14 protein-coding genes and 1 pseudogene are annotated in these 19870 nt (G+C 64.8%); 7 read left to right on the top strand and 8 right to left on the bottom strand.

Annotation, left to right across the window (positions count from 1 at the left end; all coding sequences use genetic code 11):
• Window positions 1-233, top strand: a pseudogene (locus tag A7D16_RS01425) (IS5/IS1182 family transposase); the annotation flags it as partial.
• Window positions 234-397: 164 nt separating this feature from the next.
• Here the strand turns inward: A7D16_RS01425 and A7D16_RS01430 are convergent.
• Window positions 398-637: a rubredoxin gene (locus A7D16_RS01430; RefSeq protein WP_064629154.1), complete on the bottom strand. Its 240-nt coding sequence runs from the start codon at window positions 635-637 to the stop codon at window positions 398-400.
• A 23-nt stretch (window positions 638-660) separates the two neighbouring features.
• Here A7D16_RS01430 and thiE point away from each other — a divergent pair, with 23 nt between their 5' ends.
• Together thiE and A7D16_RS23585 are read left to right on the top strand one after the other, a co-directional pair.
• On the top strand, window positions 661-1284 hold the full coding sequence (thiE, locus tag A7D16_RS01435) for a thiamine phosphate synthase (RefSeq protein ID WP_064629157.1): 624 nt from the start codon (window positions 661-663) through the stop codon (window positions 1282-1284).
• Window positions 1285-1300: 16 nt separating this feature from the next.
• Window positions 1301-1594, top strand: coding sequence for a hypothetical protein (locus A7D16_RS23585; RefSeq protein ID WP_153043103.1), 294 nt, complete (start codon window positions 1301-1303; stop codon window positions 1592-1594).
• Window positions 1595-2309: 715 nt separating this feature from the next.
• Here the strand turns inward: A7D16_RS23585 and A7D16_RS23430 are convergent.
• Entirely contained in the window at window positions 2310-5489 is a 3180-nt protein-coding gene (locus A7D16_RS23430; protein ID WP_064629159.1) for an outer membrane beta-barrel protein, read from the bottom strand.
• A 307-nt stretch (window positions 5490-5796) separates the two neighbouring features.
• On the opposite strand from A7D16_RS23430, the gene hemL reads away from it, so the two are divergent.
• From hemL to A7D16_RS01455, 3 genes are all read left to right on the top strand, one after another.
• Complete coding sequence (hemL, locus tag A7D16_RS01445; protein WP_064629161.1) at window positions 5797-7086, top strand: glutamate-1-semialdehyde 2,1-aminomutase; 1290 nt, start codon at window positions 5797-5799, stop codon at window positions 7084-7086.
• 536 nt (window positions 7087-7622) lie between these two features.
• Window positions 7623-10394, top strand: a complete 2772-nt coding sequence (locus A7D16_RS01450) for a LuxR C-terminal-related transcriptional regulator (protein ID WP_064629163.1) — start codon at window positions 7623-7625, stop codon at window positions 10392-10394.
• Between the two features lie 74 nt (window positions 10395-10468).
• Window positions 10469-11659, top strand: a complete 1191-nt coding sequence (locus tag A7D16_RS01455; protein WP_064629166.1) for an FAD-dependent monooxygenase — start codon at window positions 10469-10471, stop codon at window positions 11657-11659.
• 232 nt (window positions 11660-11891) lie between these two features.
• On the opposite strand, the gene azu is transcribed toward A7D16_RS01455, so the two are convergent.
• From azu to A7D16_RS01485, 6 genes are all read right to left on the bottom strand, one after another.
• Window positions 11892-12341, bottom strand: a complete 450-nt coding sequence (gene azu / locus A7D16_RS01460) for an azurin (RefSeq protein ID WP_064629168.1) — start codon at window positions 12339-12341, stop codon at window positions 11892-11894.
• A 207-nt stretch (window positions 12342-12548) separates the two neighbouring features.
• The gene (locus A7D16_RS01465; RefSeq protein WP_064629169.1) at window positions 12549-13751 is read right to left on the bottom strand and encodes a pyridoxal phosphate-dependent aminotransferase; all 1203 of its coding nucleotides are present in this window, start codon (window positions 13749-13751) and stop codon (window positions 12549-12551) included.
• A 30-nt stretch (window positions 13752-13781) separates the two neighbouring features.
• The gene (locus A7D16_RS01470) at window positions 13782-14285 is read right to left on the bottom strand and encodes a RidA family protein (RefSeq protein ID WP_064629170.1); all 504 of its coding nucleotides are present in this window, start codon (window positions 14283-14285) and stop codon (window positions 13782-13784) included.
• Window positions 14286-14307: 22 nt separating this feature from the next.
• Window positions 14308-14733, bottom strand: a complete 426-nt coding sequence (locus tag A7D16_RS01475; RefSeq protein ID WP_064629171.1) for a c-type cytochrome — start codon at window positions 14731-14733, stop codon at window positions 14308-14310.
• Window positions 14730-16337 carry a flavin monoamine oxidase family protein gene (locus tag A7D16_RS01480; RefSeq protein WP_064629306.1) on the bottom strand — a complete coding sequence of 536 codons (1608 nt, stop codon included), beginning with the start codon at window positions 16335-16337 and terminating at the stop codon, window positions 14730-14732. The genes A7D16_RS01475 and A7D16_RS01480 overlap by 4 nt, the downstream gene beginning before the upstream one ends.
• A gap of 70 nt (window positions 16338-16407) precedes the next feature.
• The gene (locus A7D16_RS01485; protein ID WP_193395425.1) at window positions 16408-18690 is read right to left on the bottom strand and encodes a TonB-dependent receptor; all 2283 of its coding nucleotides are present in this window, start codon (window positions 18688-18690) and stop codon (window positions 16408-16410) included.
• Between the two features lie 297 nt (window positions 18691-18987).
• Between A7D16_RS01485 and A7D16_RS01490 the strand changes: the two genes are divergently transcribed.
• Window positions 18988-19605, top strand: a complete 618-nt coding sequence (locus A7D16_RS01490; protein ID WP_064629174.1) for an HAD-IA family hydrolase — start codon at window positions 18988-18990, stop codon at window positions 19603-19605.
• The last annotated feature ends 265 nt before the right edge of the window (window positions 19606-19870 follow it).

The following is a 19870-nucleotide window of genomic DNA, read 5'->3' on the forward strand; positions in this document are numbered from 1 at the left end:
CGCGCCAACTAGCGCTTGATCTTGGCTACGTCCCGGTGGTCCCGCCAAAAGCCAATCGGGTCGAGCCCTGGGAGTACGACCGAGAGATGTACAAGCGGCGCAACGAAGTGGAGAGGCTGTTTCGTCGCTTGAAGAGCTACCGCCGGATTTTCTCGCGCTTCGAAAAGCTGGATGTCATGTTCCTCGGATTCTTAAGCTTCATCCTTGTCGTTGATGGACTTCGGATGTGTTAACAGGCCCTAAATACCCAACTCCTCGGTCGCGCGGATGCCGCCTGGGCTTGGCGAGACAGGTCCATCGTTTGCGGATCTCAATCAGATGCGCCGCCGGCCTGCCTTGCTACACCAGCGGCGCCCTCGCAGCACGTGGGTGCCGGACAGCGTGGCCTTCACGGCGCTCAGTCGACTTCCACCATCTCGAAGTCGTCCTTGGTCACGCCGCAATCGGGACAGGTCCAGGTGTCCGGGACGTCTTGCCAGCGGGTGCCCGGGGCGATGCCTTCTTCGGGGATGCCGTCGGCCTCATGGTAGAGAAACCCGCAGACGACGCACATCCAGGTGCGGTAGGTGGTCGTGGATGTCTCGCTCATCGGATAATCGCGGTCATGCAACGGTGGGGCTGCATTGTCCCATTCCATCCACCGCTTTCGGAAGCGCTGCCATGCCCAACCGCCTTGACGTCCGCGGCGTCTACCTGATCACCCCGGACGAGCCCGACACGCAGCGCCTGCTGCTGCGCACGGCACCGCTGCTGGCGTCGATCGCCTGGCTGCAATACCGCAACAAGCAGGCCGGCGCGGCGCTGCGACTGCGCCAAGCCAGCGCCCTGCGCGAGGCCTGCGCAGCGCATGGCGTGCCATTGATCATCAACGACGATGCGCAGCTGGCCGCGCAGGTCGGTGCGCAGGGCGTGCATCTGGGCGAAGACGATGGTGAGGTGGCGGCAGCGCGCGCGCTGCTGGGCGAGCAGGCCATCATCGGGGTGTCGTGCTACGACGAGATCGCGCGCGCGCGCGACGCAGCCGCAGCGGGCGCCAGCTATGTCGCCTTTGGTGCGTTTTTCCCCACCACCACCAAGCAGACCACCCGGCGCGCAACGCCTGCGCTGCTGCAGCAGGCTGAAGAACTGAACCTGCCGCGCGTGGCGATCGGTGGCATCGCGCCTGCGCAGGTGCCTGCGTTGGTGACTGCCGGTGCCGACCTGATTGCGGTGGTCAGCGGCGTCTATGCGGCGCCAGATCCGGTCGCAGCAGTGCAGGCGTATCGCGCAGGGTTTGCAAGGTAGTTCTGCAAGCGTTGAGATGATTGATCTGGCTGTGTCATCCGTTTCAAGACAGCAAGATTTCTTTCGCGGCAGTGATTGGGTTGAAAGCCGGGTGCGTCGAGTGCGCGGGGCCTCGCCCGACAGTTGGTTGGCGGCTTCATTGAAGAATGCGATCACCGCACCGGACAATTTGTTGGCTACGTTGTTGAATGCTCTGCGCAACGACCAACTTGACTGGTCCTTGGCCGCTTACCGTCGCGGGACCTTGAGCGGCATGGATGCCGCGCCAGAGCTTACATGGACGTACTTGCAGCGTGTCCTGCGATGGTGAGTGGGCAAGGACCTTGCAGCAAAGTCGCACGCCATCCGCTCTGCGCCTGACCTTTCCGTACTAAGCCATCAGGTCGAGGCGCCTGCACTGTGCGTATCGCGATCACTTGGCTATCTTCAAGTCTGGTCGAGGGCGCGGTGCCCTCACCGCTCGCGAGACACGCCGTTAACCCGTCCATGGGGGCTCGGTGGCGGCATCCATGCCGCCAACGGTCCCGCAATCGGTGAGGACACCGCACCAGACCGTTGGCTGGTGGCTTTATTGAAGAACAGAATCACCGCACCAGAAATTTTGCTGGCTGTTTGATCGAAAGCCATGCGCAACGACCAACTTTCCTGGTCCTTGCTCGCCCACCGTCGCGGGACCTTGAGCGGCATGGATGCCGCGCCAGAGCCTCCAGGGACGGATTCACGGCGTGTCCTGCGATGGTGGGCGGGCAAGGGCCCTGCAGCCAAGGAGCAGACCGTAAAGCTCCTAAGCTCCTAAGCTCAATCATCCAAGCTGCATAATCCGATTCCAACTAACGCTATTTGTACGTCGCATTGCTTGGCCTCAAAAACCAAGTGCATTCAAGTACGCAGTTCACCTGCACGCGATAGCAAGTGGCGAGGCGTGCAGCAGAGCCACCGATCAACCGCTCTACACGTGCATCCAAAAAACAGCGACGCGTGCTTTCACGCGTCGCTGCCGGGACTGCCTTTGCCGCGTGATCCGATCAGAAGTCGTAGCTCAACGTTACCCGGCCCGAGCGTGGTGCCTGATAGGCCACGACCTGATCCCATAGCGGGTTGGTGGTGTTATCGGGCAGCTGCGAGAACGGATAGATGTTGGTCGCGGTCTGCTCGTTGGTGATGTTGAATACGTCGAAGCGCAACGCCAGCTTGCCGTCGGCAAACGCCGGCTTGTAAGTCACGCCCATATCCAGCTGGGCGATCCAGCCCAGGCGGCCCTGCGAGCCCGGAGGCGATGCCACACCGGTGCCGGTTTCCGGGTTGTAGCAGTAGTGGTAGGGCCCGCCGGTGATGGCGCTGCCGCCGTAGCCGGCCGGATCGCGACCGCTGTACTCGGTGCCGTAGTAATTGCCCAGGCAATTATGCGGCGCACCGGAAATCAGGCTGAAATTGGCCGAAGCGCCCCATTGCGGGTTGAACTGATAGAAGCCGAACAGCTTGAGCTGATGGCGGTGATCGTTGGATTGATCGCCGTTGAAGTGCTCCATCAATGCCGCGTGGTCCCAGCTCTGCGTGGTCGAGACCGATGCCTGCCCCTGATAGCTGCCCAGTGCACCGCCGGTGCGCCACAGGTCCGAACGCACCTGACCTTCGGTGGTGCCGTAGCTGTGCGACCAGACGTAATTGACCTTGGCGTACCACTTGCCGTCGAACGGACGCTCCAGGTTGAATTCCACCGCCGAGTAATTGCGCTTGAACTTCGGGAAACCCGCCGCTTCGCGGCTGACCGACACTTCGTGGAACTGCCCATCGGTGCCGATCACACCCCAGGTGTTGGTCTGGCCCGGATTGATCAACGAGGCACCAGCCACTCTTGAGAAGTCGATGGTGACGCCCTGCGCCGCCGCCGCATCGATCAACGCGGTATTGGAGACATCATAGTTCTGGTCGTCGATGCCCGCATTGAGACGGCGATGCGTGCCGCGCACGCCCAACACCCAACCGGTGTCCAGCTGTTTGGTGAAGCCGAGAATGACTTCGTCCTGATTTTCGCCCTCGATATCCTTGGCCACTGCGGTGCGCACATCGGCGATGCGGCCAAAGCGCGAATTGGCCGACACCGCCGAGCCCAGCTGCCGCGCCAGGACCGGTGTGCCATCGGCGTTGATGCCGCTGTAGGTGAAATAGGTGTCTGTCGTGGTGGCCGGCGTAAACAGACTCACCGCCGACAGCGGCAGGCCGAGGTAGTAGCGGCCGACGTTGCCGAACACCTTCAGGCTGGAATCGCCGTTGACGTCCCAGCTGAAGCCCAAGCGCGGCGCCCAGGCATTGTCCACTTCAATGTAGGGGTCGCCGAACGGGGTGTAGTTGGTGAACTCGTCCTTGCGCAGGCCGATGCTCAGCAACAGGTTGTCGGTCACCTGCCACTTGTCTTCGATGTAGTAGGCGCGTTGCTTGGCTTCGTACGAATACAGGCTGGTGTTGATATTGCGCACCACGTAATAGCCGCTCGACCCGTTGACCGGATCGACCAGGCCCGGGCTTGGCGCGCCGATGCCGCCGGCTTCGTTGGCAGACTGGCTGACCAACCCGCCGGTGGCCAACCCATTGGGGTCGTTGGTCTGGCCGTAGGTCCAGGCGAAGCCGGGGCCGGACAGCACCGAGCCAACGTCGATCCCTTCTGACTTCTGGTTGTCGATACCGAAATTGAGCGTGTGGTGGCCGAGGCGCCATTCCAGATTCAGGCGTTGATTGTCTTTCTTGTACGCACGGTCCGGCGAGCTGACCGAGGTGACCAGCTGGCTACCGATGCGTGGCGTGCCGCCGGTATAGGCCGGATTTTGCAGTGCGGCGCTATTGATCACCGGGCCGCTGGCCGCGTTGTAATTGAACGGGGTCAGCTCGTCGGGCGTGCGCATCTTGCCGTACAGCGCGGTCACAGTGAGGTTGTCGCCCAGGTAGCCGGTGTACTTGCCGGTGAACAGCGTGGGGCCGGTCTTCCAGGTGGATTCGTCGGTGAAATAGCTGCCGCGCGTGCGATTGACATAGTCGTAGCGATAGATCGAACCGTTGGTCTCCGCCTCATCGCTGGCACCGGTCACCTCGATCAGGTGGTTGTCGGTGATGTTCCAGTCCACCTTGGCGTACCAGCGCTTCTGCTTGTAGTCGTAGTCGGTGAGGCCGCCGGTGCGGCCGTTGTCGGTGTCGCGGTTGGTGCCCACGCGCACGCCGTCCGAATCCACCTGCTCGGCGGCAAGGAAGAAGAACAGCTTGTCCTGGATGATCGGCCCGCCGACGTAGGCGCTGTAGGTGGTCTGGTTGGCTTCGGCCTCGCTGGCCGGCTGGTACAGGCCGTTGGCCGCGCGCGCATACCGGTAGGCGGCATTGTTGACCGTGCTGCCCTGGCTGTCCGGGCGCCAGTAGATATCGCGCTGGTTGGCGCGCAGGCCATTGGGCTCCCAGATGACGGCGGCGCCGAACTTCCACTCGTTGGTGCCGCGCTTGCCGATCTGGTTGATTACACCGCCGTTGGCGCGGCCGTACTGCGCGCCGTAGCCGCCGGTAAAGATTTCCTGCTGGTCGATGGCGCCGTACGGCAGGGTCAGGCCGCCCAGGTTGTTGCTGATGGTGGTGGTGTTGAAGCCATTGAGGTAATAGGCGTTTTCGCTGGCGGCAGAACCGCCGAAGCTGGGCAGCGAGCCGCCGAGCGGGCCGTTGTCGAAGCCGCCGCTGTTGACCACCACCCCCGGTGCCAGCAGCGCGATCGCTTCGGCGGTGCGGCCCAGCGGCAGTTGCTGCAACTGTTCTGCGGTGATCACGGTGCGCGTGTCGACGCTGCTGACGTCGATGGTGGTCAGGCCCGCGGCGCTGACCGTGACGCTGTCGAGCGTCTGCACGCTGCTCCCCGCAGCGTTGGCAGCGAACGACACATCGGTGTTGGCGCCGACGGTGATGCTGACGTTCTCCCGGGTTTCCACCACCGCGCCATCGCGCTTGACCGTGACCTTGTACGTGCCCAGCGGAAGATTGCCGGCGGTGTAGCGGCCCCGTGCGTCCACCGGCACTTCACGACTCAGGCCACTGTTGTTTTCCACCAGCACGCTCGTGCCACTTCCCTGCCCTACGCTGCCGACGATGCTGCCGGTGGTCGATTGGGCGTGTGCACTGCCGATGGCCACAACCAGCGCCAACGCCAGGGCACGCTTCTGGATACGACGGTTCATGCTTTCTCCCCAAGATGGAAACTGCCGGCAAGGCGGCTAAATGAAGGGGGCCGACGGCCACCGGAATCACACTTTCTGAAGATCGACAGCGGAGCGCCAATGACTGCGCGCCATCAGCTGATGCCCAAACTGTCGATGCCGTCGCGTTCGATCATAGGCAGCCGGGTTGCCCTACCCGCCCACTCCGACGGGTAGGCGGGTGTTCTGCGGGTAGGCGCGCGAGGCCGCAGGCCTGACAATGGCGGACGCGATGCCCGCCGCCGGGCGTCGATGTCCCCCAATCGGTATTTCTCAAGGATCTGCGCGCATGAACCACACCCGCTCCCACGCACTGTTCGCCCAGGCGCAGACCTTGCTCCCCGGCGGCGTCAACTCGCCGGTGCGGGCGTTCAAGTCGGTCGGGGGGGAGCCGTTCTTCGTGGCGCGTGCCGATGGCCCGTACCTGTTCGATGTCGACGACAACCGCTACATCGACTACGTGGGCTCATGGGGCCCGATGATTGCCGGGCATAACCACCCGGCCGTGCGGGAAGCGGTGGAGCGCGCGATCCGCGACGGGCTGTCGTTCGGTGCGCCCTGCGCGGCCGAAGTGACCATGGCGCAGACCATCAACCGGCTGGTGCCTTCCTGCGAGATGGTACGCATGGTCAACTCCGGCACCGAGGCCACGCTGTCGGCGGTGCGCCTGGCGCGCGGCGCCACCGGGCGCAATCGCATCATCAAGTTCGAAGGCTGTTATCACGGCCACGGCGACTCGTTCCTGGTCAAGGCCGGCAGCGGCATGCTGACCCTGGGCGTACCGACCTCGCCGGGCGTGCCGGCGGGCTTGAGCGAGCTCACCGCCACGCTGAGCTTCAACGACTTCGAAGGCGCCACCGCCTTGTTCGACGAGATCGGCGCCGACGTGGCAGCGGTGATCATCGAGCCGGTGGTGGGCAACGCCAACTGCATTCCGCCGCTGGCAGGCTATCTGCAGCATCTGCGCACGCTGTGCACGCGGCACGGCGCGTTGCTGATCTTCGACGAAGTGATGACCGGCTTCCGCGTCGCGCTGGGTGGGGCGCAGGCGCTGTACGGGGTGACGCCGGACCTGAGCACCTTCGGCAAGATCATCGGCGGCGGCATGCCGGTGGGCGCATACGGCGGCCGTCGCGAGCTGATGGAGCAGATCGCTCCGGCCGGGCCGATCTACCAGGCGGGTACCTTGTCGGGCAACCCGGTCGCCATGGCCGCCGGCCTGGCGATGCTGGAACTGGTGCAGGAACCCGGCTTCCATGCGCGCCTGAGCGAAGCCACCAGCGTGCTGTGCGAAGGCCTGGAAGATGCCGCACGCGCGGCCGGTATCGCCGTCACCACCAACCAGGTGGGCGGCATGTTCGGGCTGTTCTTCACCGACGAGATCGTAGAGAGCTATGCGCAGGCCACCGCCTGCGACGTGACCCGCTTCAACCGCTTCTTCCACGCCATGCTGCAGCGGGGCGTGTACCTGGCGCCCTCGGCATACGAGGCCGGCTTCATGTCCAGCGCGCACGATGAGGCGGTGATCGAAGCTACGCTGGCAGCTGCGCGCGAAGCGTTTGCGGAAGTGGCGCGCTGAGGAATCGGGAATCGGGGATTGGCGATTGCGGGAGCGTTCGCGGCTCACGGGGCGCGGCACGGCGCGGTGTGATCGTGGCGGACTTGCTGTTGCGCTAGGTGCTTGCGCCTAGTCGCGTTGCCCTGAGTGTCAAGGGCTTGGTTGTGCGTGCGCTGCGGCCTGTTCATGGCGAAAGCCGCCGCGGACCTGTGCGTGTTGCAGGAACACCTGTCGGCGTCGCAAAGGTGATGTGCCGCTGTGTCTGCCTGGCCCCAATCACCGCCAGGCGCGCTCTAATGTTTCTCGACCATGCGCACGGGGCGGCGCATCCGTGGGGATGCCGCCGTCAACTCGGCGCCACATGCTTTGCTTTTGTCGTGTGGCTGTCATATGTTTCTGAAAGGTGCTCAGGGACGGGCATGGGTGGGGACCCTTGAAGCAGCGCTGCACCGTCGTCGCCGATTCCGGCGATGCACCTGCATTGCCGCTGTTTCACCACGATCTGCAGCGTGTCGAGCCGGCGCGCTGCCGACGCTTGCCAGGGCCGCCCTCGCCTCATGCTCAAGCCTGTTGCGCTGCTCACCCCGCGCCCGTCACCGTCGCGCGACCCCGTCACTCCCGATTGGCTGCTTGCCGGCAAGCTGGAGCCGCCGTTGCCGCGCCCCGGTGCGGTAGTGCGTGGCGCGCTGCTGACTGCGCTGGATCAGGCCCAGGCACGCCCGCTGACGCTGTTGCTTGCCCCACCCGGCTTCGGCAAGACCACGCTGCTGGCGCAGTGGCATGCGCAACTGAGTGCGCGCGAGCATGGCGCGGCGGCGTGGCTGTCTTTGGACGAAGAAGACGCGGATGCGGCGCGGTTCCTGAGCCATCTTGCGCTGGCGCTGCAGAGCGCTGGCGCCGACCACGCGCTGTGCGCTGCGGTGCTGCACCACCGCGACCAGGACCCGCGCGAAGCGGCGACCATGTTGCTTCGCGCACTGCGCGCCGCGCCGCGCCGCATCAGCATGATTCTCGACGACTACGACCGGCTCGGCAGCAGCCTTGTCGACGAAGTGGTGCTGCGCCTGATCGAACACAGCGGTGGACGCCTGCATTTAGTGCTTGCCACCCGGCGTGTGCCCAACCTGCCGCTGGCACGGCTGGATCTGCAAGCCCAGCTCAGCCGCGTCGGTAGCGCGCAACTGGCGCTCGACGAGGCGGAAGCGCAAGCGTTACTTGGCCCGCACGTGCCGGCGCCGGTGGTGGACGAACTGCGCCGCTATACCGAAGGCTGGCCGGTGGCGCTGCATCTGGCGCGGCTCTGGCTGGAAGGCGACGCGCAACGTCAGCAAGAGGTTGCGGCGCGTTTCTCCGGACGCAGCGCACAGGTTGCGGCGTATCTGGCCGAACAGGTGGTCAACGATCTGGACGCGGACACCCGCGACCTGCTGCTACGCACCAGCCCACTGGAACGCATCAGCGCATCGCTCGCCGATTCGGTGCGCCAGCGCGACGACAGCGGCCGGCTGCTGGCGCAGCTGGAACATTTTCATGGCCTGCTGATCCCCCTGGATGGCGAACGCGAGTGGTTCCGCTATCACCCGCTGTTTGCCGACTTCTTGCAGCAGCTGCTCGAGCGCGAACATCCCGGCCAGAGCGGGCAGCTGCATCAACGCGCGGCGCGTTGGTTCGGCGACCATCAGCATCTGGCCGAAGCGGTACGGCATGCCTCACGCGGGGGCTGTGGCGATCTTGCCGCCAGCTACATCGCGCGCGCCGGCACCTGGCAATTATTGCTGACCCACGGCACCCATGCAGTGCGTGCGCTGTTGCGCCATTTCGACCACCGCACCATCCGCGACACACCTGCGTTGAATCTCACCCAGGCGCATCTGCACGTAAAGCTCGGCGAGTTCAGTCATGCGCGGCTGTTGCTGGAGCGCTTCCGCGATTTTCCGGCCGCATTGCGCGAGCCGCTGCAGCGTGACTACACCGTGGTGGTAGCGTTGCTGCGCGACCGTCTGGATGAAATCTGCGGCAATCCGCATGGCCTGACCCAGATCACCGCCCAGGCCAACGCGCTGGATGAAGACGACCATCTCGGCCGCGGCATGTTGCTGTGCATCTGCGGGATTACCGCGATTGCGCAGGGCGCATTCGCGGTGGCCGAGCGTTACGCACTCAACGCGCGCGACGCGATGCAGCGCGGCGGCAGCGAGCTGGGGGCCAGCCAGGCAGTGCTGTCGCTGGGCCAGAGCCTGTTCTATCGCGGCCGGCTCAGCGATGCAGAAGCCTGCTACCAGCAGGCATTGAGCTGGTGCGCACGCACCCCGCAACCGGATCGCGTGCTGGAAGCCGCCGGTCAATGCCTGCTCGCGCAATTGCACCACGAACGCGGGCACCACGACGACGCTGCCGATCTACTGCATCCGGCGCTGGAATTGCTGGAGCAACACGACGGCGGCATGGATGTACTGGCCGCCGGATACGGCACCGCGCTGGGGCTGGAGCGCCTCCGCGACCACAGCGGGCGCAGTGCATTGTTGTTGCTGGAGCATGTCGAGCAGATCGCGCACGGGCGCAAGCTGGCGCGCTTGTCGGAACTGGCTGCGGCATGGCGGCTGATGCTGTTGCTGGAGCATCCGGGCAACGCCGCGATCGATGTGCTCATCGCACGTACCGGCGGCGAATCCGGCCTGGCGCACACGTTGCGCTCGCCACACCGCTGGCACGACCGCGCGGCGATGGGCTTCGCACTTGCGCGCTGGCATCGCCTGGCCGGGCGCAGCAGCGCAGCGCTGACCATCCTTGGACAGATCGAACAGGCCTGCCTGGCCAACGACAATGCCTGCCACCTGGCACGCACCCGCGCGCGCATCGCGCTGGTACTGCAGCAACGCGGCGAACTGGTCGCTGCCCTGCCGCATCTGTACAGCGCGCTGGAGCATGTCGCGCTGACGCAAAGCTGGCAGGCGATCGTGGAACTGGGCTTGCCGGCCAAGGCGATGCTGCGTTCGCTACGCCAGCACGACCCGCACACCGTCGGCGGCACCACACGTGCGCTGACCATCCAGGCCTTGCTCGAACGCCTCAGCGGCGGCGACGATCCGGCCGGCGACATCTTCAGCGAACGCGAACTGGAAGTGCTGGCGCAACTGGCGCGCGGCTATTCCAACAAGCAGATCGCACGCTGCCTGCACCTGTCGGAAAACACGGTCAAATTCCATCTGAAGAACCTCTACCGCAAACTCGACGCACGCAGCCGAGAAAGCGCGCTGGCGCAGGCCTTGCAGCGCGGGTTGTTGCGCACAGCGGATCGGCCCGGCAGTCCGGAGACGGCGCCAGGCTGACCGCCAGCACCGGCGCTGGCTTCCGCCGATAAAGATACATCATGTATGATGTATCTTTATCGGGAGATCACAGCATGGCTGCTCGCATCCTTGTCACTGGCGCCAGCGTTGCCGGCACCACCACGGCCTGGTGGCTTGCCAGGTATGGCCGCGATGTTGAAGTCGTGGAGCGCGCACCCGCGTTCCGTGACGGCGGACAAAACGTGGACGTGCGCGGCACCGCGCGAGACGTGCTGCGCCGGATGGGCCTGGAGGCGTTGCTGCTCGAACGCAGCACCCGGGAGCGCGGCACCGATTGGGTCACCGAAGACAATCACGTGGTCGGCCGCTTCGAAGCGGCGCACTCCGACACCGACGGCGGCCCGACTGCGGAGATGGAAATCCGCCGCGGCGATATCGCCCGGATCATCTACGAGGCCGCAGCAGCGCAAGGAGTCCGCTTCCGCTTCGGTGACAGCATCGCACGCGTTGAGCAGCGCGACGGCGGCGTCCAGGTCACCTTTGCCGGCGGCCACCAGGAAACCTATGCGCTTGTGGTGATCGCCGAGGGCGTCGGCTCGCACACCAGGGAGCTGGTTTTTCCCGCAGAGAATCGGCCGCGCTGGATGGACCTGACGATTGCCTATTTCAGCATTCCGCAGATCGCCAGCGACGGCGTCTATGCGCGGCAATACAACACGCTGGGAGGCCGGGGAGCGGTGGTAAAACCTGCGCGCGGCGGCAAGTTGGGAGTCTATCTCGGCATCCAGAAGCGACCCGGTCACGAGAACAGCTGGAGCGTGGCGCAGCAGCGCGCCTTCATTCGTGCGCAGTTCTCTGCGCTGGGTTGGGAGTTTCCGCGCATCATGGATGCGATGACGGACGTCGACGACTTCTACTTCGATGTGCTGCGCCAGGTACGCATGGACCGCTGGTCCAACGGTCGGGTGGTCCTGACCGGCGATGCGGCATGGTGCCCGACCGCACTGTCCGGCATCGGCACCACGCTTGCGATCGTGGGTGCCTACGTCCTTGCCGGAGAGCTTGCCAGGTCGGACACGCCGGCAACTGCCTTCGCGCGCTACGAACGCATCATGCGCCCCTTCGTCAAACAGGGGCAGAACATTCCCAAGCTGGTCCCGCGCCTGCTGTGGCCGCATACCCGCTTCGGGCTGGCAGTGCTGCGCAAGGTCATCCGCCTGGCCAGCCGGCCGGCGCTCAGGTCGTTCATCAACAACCATTTTGCGCGGGACGCCAACGCAATCGCCTTGCCACGCTACGAGTAGACTAACCGTTTGACCGGAAAAGCCAGCTAAAAAAGCAGCCTGCACAGCGTTCGGCGAAAGACGCTGACGCTGATGCGCCAACGCCGAAACTAGAAGCAGCGTCCACGGCGCTGGTTGGCGCTGCCGCCCACTCCGGTCGCGATCGCCCTGGAGCATGCGACGCGACCGCGCGTCAGCCCCCCCTCACACTTCACTCCTGCCGCGGCCACGCACACCTGCGGCACGTGACAGCTCAACCAAACATCAGCGTGCCCTTCATCATCGCCCAGTGGCCGGGGAACGAGCAGAAGAAGGTGTAATCGCCGCCCTTGCTCAACTTGCTGGTGGGAAAGCTGACCGTGGTGCTATCGCCGCCGCCGATGACCTTGGTGTGCGCGATCACGCGCGCGTCGGCCTTGGGCAGATAGCTGTCGGCAATGGTGGAACGCACGCCGGCATTGGCCACCGCCTGGAAGTCGGCGGACTTGGTCAGCACCCAGTTATGCCCCATCACCGTGGCGGCCATCTTGCCGGAGTGCTTGAGCGTGAGCTCCACCTGCGTGCAGTCGGGTGCCAGCTTGATCGCGCTCTGGTCGAACTTCATCTGATCGTTGCCGGTGATGGTCACCGCGCAGGTGCGCGCCCAGGCCGAAGGCGCCATCAGCACCAGGGCACACACGGCAATCGTGGAAAACAGCTTCAAGGGAACACTCCTGCACTAAGAGATCGCAACCATATCGCACGCGGCGCCGGTGCGGCAGTGTGGCCTGGTGAGACGCAACGATACTGCCAATATCGCGCGCCGGCGCAATCATCGACGCATCAAGCGCGCCACCTGCGTGGAATGCGCATCGGCAGTCACTGCGGAGGACACGGCCTTACGCGACCGAGCCGCCGACTCACGCCTGCATCACGCGTAATGGAAAAACCCATCCATCGGATCCATCACTGCAGAGGCAACCGCCGGCACCGGCAGCGGGCCACGCTTGCCGGCGATCACCTGCACGAATGCCTGCTTGAAGCGCGCCATCTCCGCGTCGGTGCCCACCGTAATCCGCGACCAGGTTGGCCACACCGGCCAGCTGCGGCCGATGAACACGCCATGGGTGGCCATGTCGTCCTTGAAGCCTGCCGCCGGCCGCCGCACATCGACCATGAAACAGTTGCTCTCCGATGCAGTGCAGGCATAGCCGTGCTTGCCGAGAAATTCCAGCACATCCTTGCGGGTGGCGGCGGTGCGTGCGCGCCGCTGCGGCACCAATGCAGGGTCGCGCAAACTGGCCAACCCTGCGGCGGCAGCGGTCACCGGCAGGCTGTTGACGCCATAGAACATCAGCTTGGCCAGCAGCTCCGGGCGCGCGGCTGCATAGCCCAGGCGGATGCCGGCCATGCCGTAGAGTTTGGAGAAGGTGCGCAACACCACCACGTCCTCGCCGGCGGCGACCATGTCGACCACGCTGCTGGTGCTCTGCGCGAAGTGGATATAGGCCTCGTCCACCACCAGCACACTGCCCTTGGGCTTGTGCGCCAATGCGTAGTCCAGATCCTTGCGCGCAGTGACCGAGCCGGTGGGGTTATTGGGATTGCAGATGTAGATCACGCCGGGGCTGGCGTCGGCCGCGCACATCGCCTGCACATCGTGCGAAAAGTCCTTGCGCAGCGGCACCTTGATCAGTTTTGCGCCATTGCGTGCGGCCGCACGCCAACCGGATTCGTAGGTGGGATCGGCGGTGACGAGCGCTGCGCTGGGCGAGGTGAATGCCAGCATTGTGTAGTCCAGCGGCTCGGTGGAGCCGGCGTAGGCCATCAGATGATCCACCGGCAGCTTGAGTTCGGCAGCCAAGGTGGTCATCAATTCCATCTGCACCTCGCGCAGGTAACGCCCGCCTTGCGGTGCGATCTGCGCAATGGCCTTCACTGCAGCGGCGGACGGGCCATCCGGGAATTCGTTGGAGCCGATCATGACCGGCGCCAATGCACTTGCCGGTGTCGGCGCGATGGCAGCGGAGCGTTCGGCAGCGCTGGCCAACAGCGGCAAGCTGCCTGCACCGGCGGCGCCGGCAAACAGCGCGGAGTCGCGGAGAAACGTGCGGCGCGAAAGAGCAGTTTTCATGACAACCTCCAGCAGGACGGTAACGCGGGCTCAGGGGCGCACAGCGACAACTTCGATCTCGACCCGATACAGCGGGTTACCCAACGCCGCGATCTGGAAGGCCGAGCGCGCCGGCAGGTTGGGCTGTTCCTTGGTGCCGAAGAACTGGCGATACCCTTCCATGAACCCGTTGAAATCCATCTTGCCGCCCATGGCCGGGTCGCCGACCAGAAACACCTGCATCTTCACCACATCGCCCATGCCCAGGCCGAGCGATTTCAGCTGTTCCTGGATCTGCTTCAACACGCTCACCGTTTGCGCCTTGGTGTCGCCGTAGGCGGCAGCCGAATCCTTCGCTGCGCTGGTGTCGATCACCGCCGGCACCTTGCCGCTGACATACACCGTAGCCTTGCCGGCGGGAATTTCCACCGCTGCGGCAATGGGGAAATCGCTGTTGGGAATCTTGTGGCGGATCACCTCGGCAGCATCTGCAGCGCTGAGGCCTGCAGACAGCACGACGGTGGCGACGAGGGCATTGACGGCGGGACGGAACATGGCAACTCCTTGGAAGAGAGAATCAGTGGCGCAGCAGCTTGACGTCGTCGGCAGTGACACGCTCGGCATGGTCGTTGCCGAAATGGGTGCGCACATAGCTCACCACTTCGGCCACCTGCCGATCTGTGAGCATATCGCTGAATCCCGGCATGCCGGCGTGACCGTCGAGCACCATCATGGTGACGTAGGGCGCAGCCGCCAGCTTGGGATTTCCGGCAAGCGCCGGGTATTCGCCGGCGCCCTGCGCACCGCTGCCGGCGGGCATGTGGCAGCCCTGGCAGACCGCGCGGTACACATGCTCGCCGGAGGCGGTGGCGAACCCCTTCTGCGGATACAGCGCCGTGGCGTCGGAACTTTGCGCCTGCGCGTCGCACAGGCCGGGCGGAAGCAGCGCAGCGCCGATGACCAGCGCAACGGCCGCAGCAAACAGACGTGGCAACAGGCTCATGCGCGGCCTCCCCCGGAAATGACCTTGCGATGCAGGCGGCCAACGACATCGTGCGCAGACAGAATCGCGCCCTCCTGCCAGGCCGGGATGTACGACACATGCTCACCGGCCAGCGCCAGGCGCCCGTCGATCTGGCACAACGGTTCGTAATGCTCGGCGCGTGCCTGCTCGCTCCACATGCCGAAGCAGCCATGTGCGAACGGCACGCGGTGCCAACCGACGGCGATGCCGTTTTCGAATTCGCGTGGATACTGCGGATGCAGCTGCGTGCCGTATTCCACCGCCTTGCGCACGCGCTGCTCCGGCGTCATCGACGTGAATTGGTAAGCATCCAGCCCCCACACATAGGCGCCGAGCAGCACCCCTTTGCCGGGGCTGTGGTAGTTGGTGCTGGGGTAACTGATCAAGGTGATCGGCAGGTCGGTATAGCTGATGCCGCCATAGATCGCTTTGTCCTCTTCCCAGAAGCGGCGCTTGAATTGCAACCCGACCTTCACCGATGCCGCGTACGGCACCTTGCCGATCGCCGTGGTCATCGCGTCGCCGGCGGTGACCGGAATACGGCTCAGCACCGACAACGGAATCGTGCAGATGCACCAATCCGCGCTGGCAATGCGTTCTTCGCCGCCACGCGCTGCGTCCTGCCAGGACACGCGCACGCCGCTGCCGTCCTGATCGATCTTGGTGACCTTGGCGTTATAGGTGATGGCATCGCCGAGCTGACGCGCGAATGCCTTGCCGATCTGGTCCATGCCGCCCACCGGCTGGAACATGGTGGTCTGCATTTCGTAGTTGTTGCCGGCCGCCAGCGTGGTCCACAGGCGCGAGTGCAGCACGTCCTGCACGCTGAAGGGGTCGGAGAACTCCGGCTTGCCCGACAAGCCACCACCGGGATACCGCGCAAAGCCGCGCCGCTCGCTGCTGTCCTTGCCTTTGACGTAACCGAACTTTTGATCGAGCGCGCCCCAGGTGCGCAAGGATTCCAGCAACACTTCCTGGTCTTCGCGGCTCACGCTCTTGTCCAAGGCATGTTGCTGCGTGCACTTGGCCAGCAACTCGGACACGTGGCCCTTGTAATCGGCGTCGATGGCGCGAAAACGCTGCGGTTTGCCGCCGAAGCCCTTTTCGCTATGCAGCAGCGCGTTGTAGTTGACCTGGTTGAAGGCTTCCAATGCCACGCCGAACTGCTTGCAATAACTCAGCACCGCCTTGTGGTGATGCGGTATGCGCCATGGGCCGGGATTGAGATATAGCCCGTCATCGAACTGGCAGTGCTGCGCGGCGCCACCCAACTCGGTGTAGCGGTCGCCGCCACGCAGTGTCCAGTTCCGCCCGCCGGGGCGGTCGTTGTATTCCAGCACCTGCACGCGGTAACCGGCCTTGCGCAGTTCGAATGCGGCGCTCATGCCGGCCAGCCCGGCGCCCAGGATCAGGACCGAGGCGCCCTTGGGGTCGCCATCCAGCTGCAATGGCCCCTTGAAACTGGATTCGGCCGCCATGCCCAGGCTGCTCATCGCCTGATACATCATCGCGCCGCCAGCGGTCATGCCAATGCGCGCCAGCAATTGCCGCCGCGTCATCGTTCCCGTGTGATTACCTTGCATCAACGTCATTTCCCCTGCATGTCATGGACAAACGCGCGTCGCCGGCATGCGTGCCGGCGACGGCTGCACCTCAGAATTTGTAGGCCAGGCTGGCGAACAGCTGGCGCGGTGCGATCAGCTGATACGACCCGGAGCTTTCGTTGGGAAATACCGCACCGATCGCATCGTCCTTGTCGAACAGGTTGTAGACCGACAGCTGCAACCGCCCGCCGGCAAGAAACCCACTGTCTTCACCCTGGTACCCCACGCTGCCGTTGACGATGAAGGTGGCGTCCACCTGATCGGTATTGAGCGTGTCGCCGTAGCGCTTGCCGGTGTATTTGGTGTCGAGGTTGGCGAAGAAATGCTCGCCTTCCCAACCGCCGTTGAGGCTGAACATCAGCTTGGGCGAATCCGGTACTTCGTTGCCTTCCACCTGCACCAGGTTGCCGCTGACCGGGCCGAAGTAGTTGTCCTGGAATTCGGATGTGTTCCAGGTCAGCGAGGCGCCCAGCCGCCAGCCCGGCGCCGGTTTCCACATGCCGGAGACTTCTGCGCCGTAGGTCTGCACATCGCCGACGTTGGCGTAGACGGTGGGCGCCACCACCAGCGGGTCCGGGTCGGTGAGCGCGATGATGCGGTTTTCGTAATCGATCTTGTAGGCGGCGATATAGCCGCTCCACTGCGTGGATTCGGCGCGGATGCCGATATCGATGTTGGTGGATTCTTCCGGCGCGATCTCCGGGTTGAACGCACCCGAGGTCAGCGCCAGCCGCGGTGCGGAACTGAAGTTCTCCGCGTAATTGGCAAACACCTGCACGCCTTCGGCAAGCTGGAAGCTAGCACCGACCTGCGGCTGGAACCAGTCGCTGTTGTTGATGGTCACATTGCGCCGCACACCGATATTGAAATCGTCCAGGTTGGCGATGCCGTTGTAGTCGCGTTTGACATCCAGGCCCTTGGCGCCGAACTCCATCGTGAGCCTGTCATCGAGCAGACGCAGCGTGTCCTTGATGTAGAGCTGCTTCACCTCGGTGGAGAAATGATTGTCGTAGTAGATGACGATCGGCAGCGAGCCTTTGAGTAGCGCGCCGGTGGCCGGGTCCAGGTTGTATAGCGGGCGCACCTGATCGAAATCGTAGTTTTCGTACCACGCGCCGACTTCGAGTTTGTTGTGCTCGGTCTCCCACGACACCGCCGTGGTCGCGCCGTAGCGATCGCCGCCCATGATTTCTTCGCGCCGGGTCATCGCACCGACACTGGTGACGTTGCCGTTGGCATCGACAATCTGCGGGTCGTTGATGGCGATGTCGGTGCGGCCCGGCGTGCCGGCGATGGCATCGTTGTACAAGCCGGTGGCCGTGCTCGGCGGCGTGCCGCCGACGCCGTAGCCGTGCTTGTTTTCGTAGTAGCCGGTGAAGGTGAAGCCGATCGCATCGTTGAACAGGAAATCGCCATGCAAGCTGAGCAGCGAATCGCGCCGGCCGTTCTGCCATTGGCTGTAATGCTCGGCATCCACTTCCGGGTTGCCGGTGATGCGTTCGTGCAGATCCCACGCCACCGAACCGTCGGAGTTGTACGACTGCACGTCGTAGTCCTTGCGGTTGTTGTAGATCCAGCCCAGGGTCAGGCTGCCCGCGTCCCAGGCCTGGCGAATCTTGGCTTCGAAGTGGTCGCTCTTTTGCGTGGCCGGTTCCATGTCCCACACCCCGCCCTGCGTGCGCGAGGCGGAGAGGTACGCGCTGGGGCCGCCTTCCCACCAATCCGGCGTATCCAGGCGCACGAAGCTGCGCACCAGATCGTCCGAGCCGATGGTCTGGGTGAGATTGCCGCTCCAGCCGTCACCCCCCTTCGGTGGCAGGCTGGTGTAACGGATCGCGCCGCCGAGTGCGTGATACGAGGGCTGGGTGACATCGCCCGAGCCGGCCGACACGGTGACGTCGAGCAGGTTCTCGCTGGACACGTAACGGGTGATCGGCCCGCCTTCGCGGGTGTCGAAGGTTTCGATCGGAATACCGTCCAGGGTCACGCCGATCTGGTTGGCGGAAAACCCGCGGATGGTCATCGAATCGCCGAACTCGTATAGCCCGAACGGGTCGGTGGTCTGCACGTTCACGCCGGGCAGGCTGGCCAACAGCTGCTGCGGCGCCACCCCGGGCACCTGCGCCTGGATCTCGGCAACCGAGATGGACGCGGTGGTGCGCGTGGAACCGGTGCCCACCACGCTGACCGCATCCAGCGTGCGCGCGTCCTGCGCCACGGCGGGCAGGCTGTGTGCGCCGGCCAGCAACAAGGTCATCGACGCCAGCATGTGGCGCGAGCGGGTGGTGCTGAGGATGGCGGCGACCGAGGCCGCCAGGTGATCGGTATTCAGGCACTTTCGCATGCACTCAAACCCCTGGAGACGTGTAGCGTGCTGAGTGACCGGGCGCTCCCCCGAGACCGGCCGACACCGCAAATGCGGCATGCATCGACCATAACCAGCACAGTTCCGCCGCAACCGCGGTGCGGAGGGTAGGGTCGGCGCAGGCGGGTAGGTTCCTACCGAATTCAAAACTCTGAATAGGTCTCTCGGCGACCTACCTACGCGATTTCGGGCATAGCAGGTCTTGCGCGCTTGCGATGCCGCCACGAATCGACAACGCTGCGCAGCCACTGCACGAGCACGCCTATGCCGCCCGCACCACCGTCGCTGCTGTTGCTCGATTTCGATGGTGTGCTCGCGCACTACGCGCGGCCACGGCGCATGGCCGCGCTTGCGGCAGCAGCGGGCTGCGCACCGCAGCGGGTGCACGAGGTGCTGTTCACCCAAGGTCTGGAGCGCGCCTACGATGCCGGCACGATCGACACGCAGGCGTATCTGGCGCAGTTGAGCCAGGGGCTCGGGCACACGGTCGATCGCGCCACCTGGGTCGCGGCCCGCATCGCCGCCTGCCGCGCCGACCCATCGGTCGTGGCGCAGGTGCTGGCGGTGTCGGCGACCACGGCGGTGGCGGTGCTCACCAATAACGGCCCGCTGATGATGGACGCGATCGAGCGGATCGTGCCGCCGCTGTTCCCGCTCTTGCAGGGCCGCGTGCTATGCAGCGGCACACTCGGCGGCCGCAAACCAGACGTGCAGGTGTATCAGCGCGCGCTTGCGCAGCTCGGCCAACGCGCCGAGCGCACGCTGTTTGTCGACGACCTGTTCGTCAACGTGCGCGGCGCACGCGCCGCCGGCCTGCACGCCGACACCGTGCGCGACGCCCGCGCAGTACGGCGGGTATTGAAGCGGCACGGCTTGGGATAAGTGTCGGGATTGGGGAATCGGGAATCGGGATTCGGGATTCGGGGATCGGGGATCGGGGATCGGGGATCGGAAGCGTCGCAAACCGCAGCGAACAGCGGTACTGCATGCAGCTCCGACGAAGCAGCGCGCGCCACCAGACAGCACAGCGATGCCTTCAGCCCCTCTCCCCTCGGGAGAGGGGTTGGGGTGAGGGTACGGCGGAAGACAACCAACTCACAGCAGCGAGCTGAGCCCCCAAATTACGCCAGAACCTCAAAAGCAAACG

This window comes from Xanthomonas nasturtii, assembly GCF_001660815.1.
Taxonomy (GTDB): Bacteria; Pseudomonadota; Gammaproteobacteria; order Xanthomonadales; family Xanthomonadaceae; genus Xanthomonas; species Xanthomonas nasturtii.

Bases quoted from the DNA above. Each gene is read 5' to 3' on its own strand.
- A7D16_RS01430 (WP_064629154.1), bottom strand. From the start codon at position 637: ATGGAATGGGACAATGCAGCCCCACCGTTGCATGACCGCGATTATCCG.
- thiE (WP_064629157.1), top strand. From the start codon at position 661: ATGCCCAACCGCCTTGACGTCCGCGGCGTCTACCTGATCACCCCGGAC.
- A7D16_RS23585 (WP_153043103.1), top strand. From the start codon at position 1,301: ATGATTGATCTGGCTGTGTCATCCGTTTCAAGACAGCAAGATTTCTTT.
- A7D16_RS23430 (WP_064629159.1), bottom strand. From the start codon at position 5,489: ATGAACCGTCGTATCCAGAAGCGTGCCCTGGCGTTGGCGCTGGTTGTG.
- hemL (WP_064629161.1), top strand. From the start codon at position 5,797: ATGAACCACACCCGCTCCCACGCACTGTTCGCCCAGGCGCAGACCTTG.
- A7D16_RS01450 (WP_064629163.1), top strand. From the start codon at position 7,623: ATGCTCAAGCCTGTTGCGCTGCTCACCCCGCGCCCGTCACCGTCGCGC.
- A7D16_RS01455 (WP_064629166.1), top strand. From the start codon at position 10,469: ATGGCTGCTCGCATCCTTGTCACTGGCGCCAGCGTTGCCGGCACCACC.
- A7D16_RS01465 (WP_064629169.1), bottom strand. From the start codon at position 13,751: ATGAAAACTGCTCTTTCGCGCCGCACGTTTCTCCGCGACTCCGCGCTG.
- A7D16_RS01470 (WP_064629170.1), bottom strand. From the start codon at position 14,285: ATGTTCCGTCCCGCCGTCAATGCCCTCGTCGCCACCGTCGTGCTGTCT.
- A7D16_RS01475 (WP_064629171.1), bottom strand. From the start codon at position 14,733: ATGAGCCTGTTGCCACGTCTGTTTGCTGCGGCCGTTGCGCTGGTCATC.
- A7D16_RS01480 (WP_064629306.1), bottom strand. From the start codon at position 16,337: ATGCAAGGTAATCACACGGGAACGATGACGCGGCGGCAATTGCTGGCG.
- A7D16_RS01490 (WP_064629174.1), top strand. From the start codon at position 18,988: ATGCCGCCCGCACCACCGTCGCTGCTGTTGCTCGATTTCGATGGTGTG.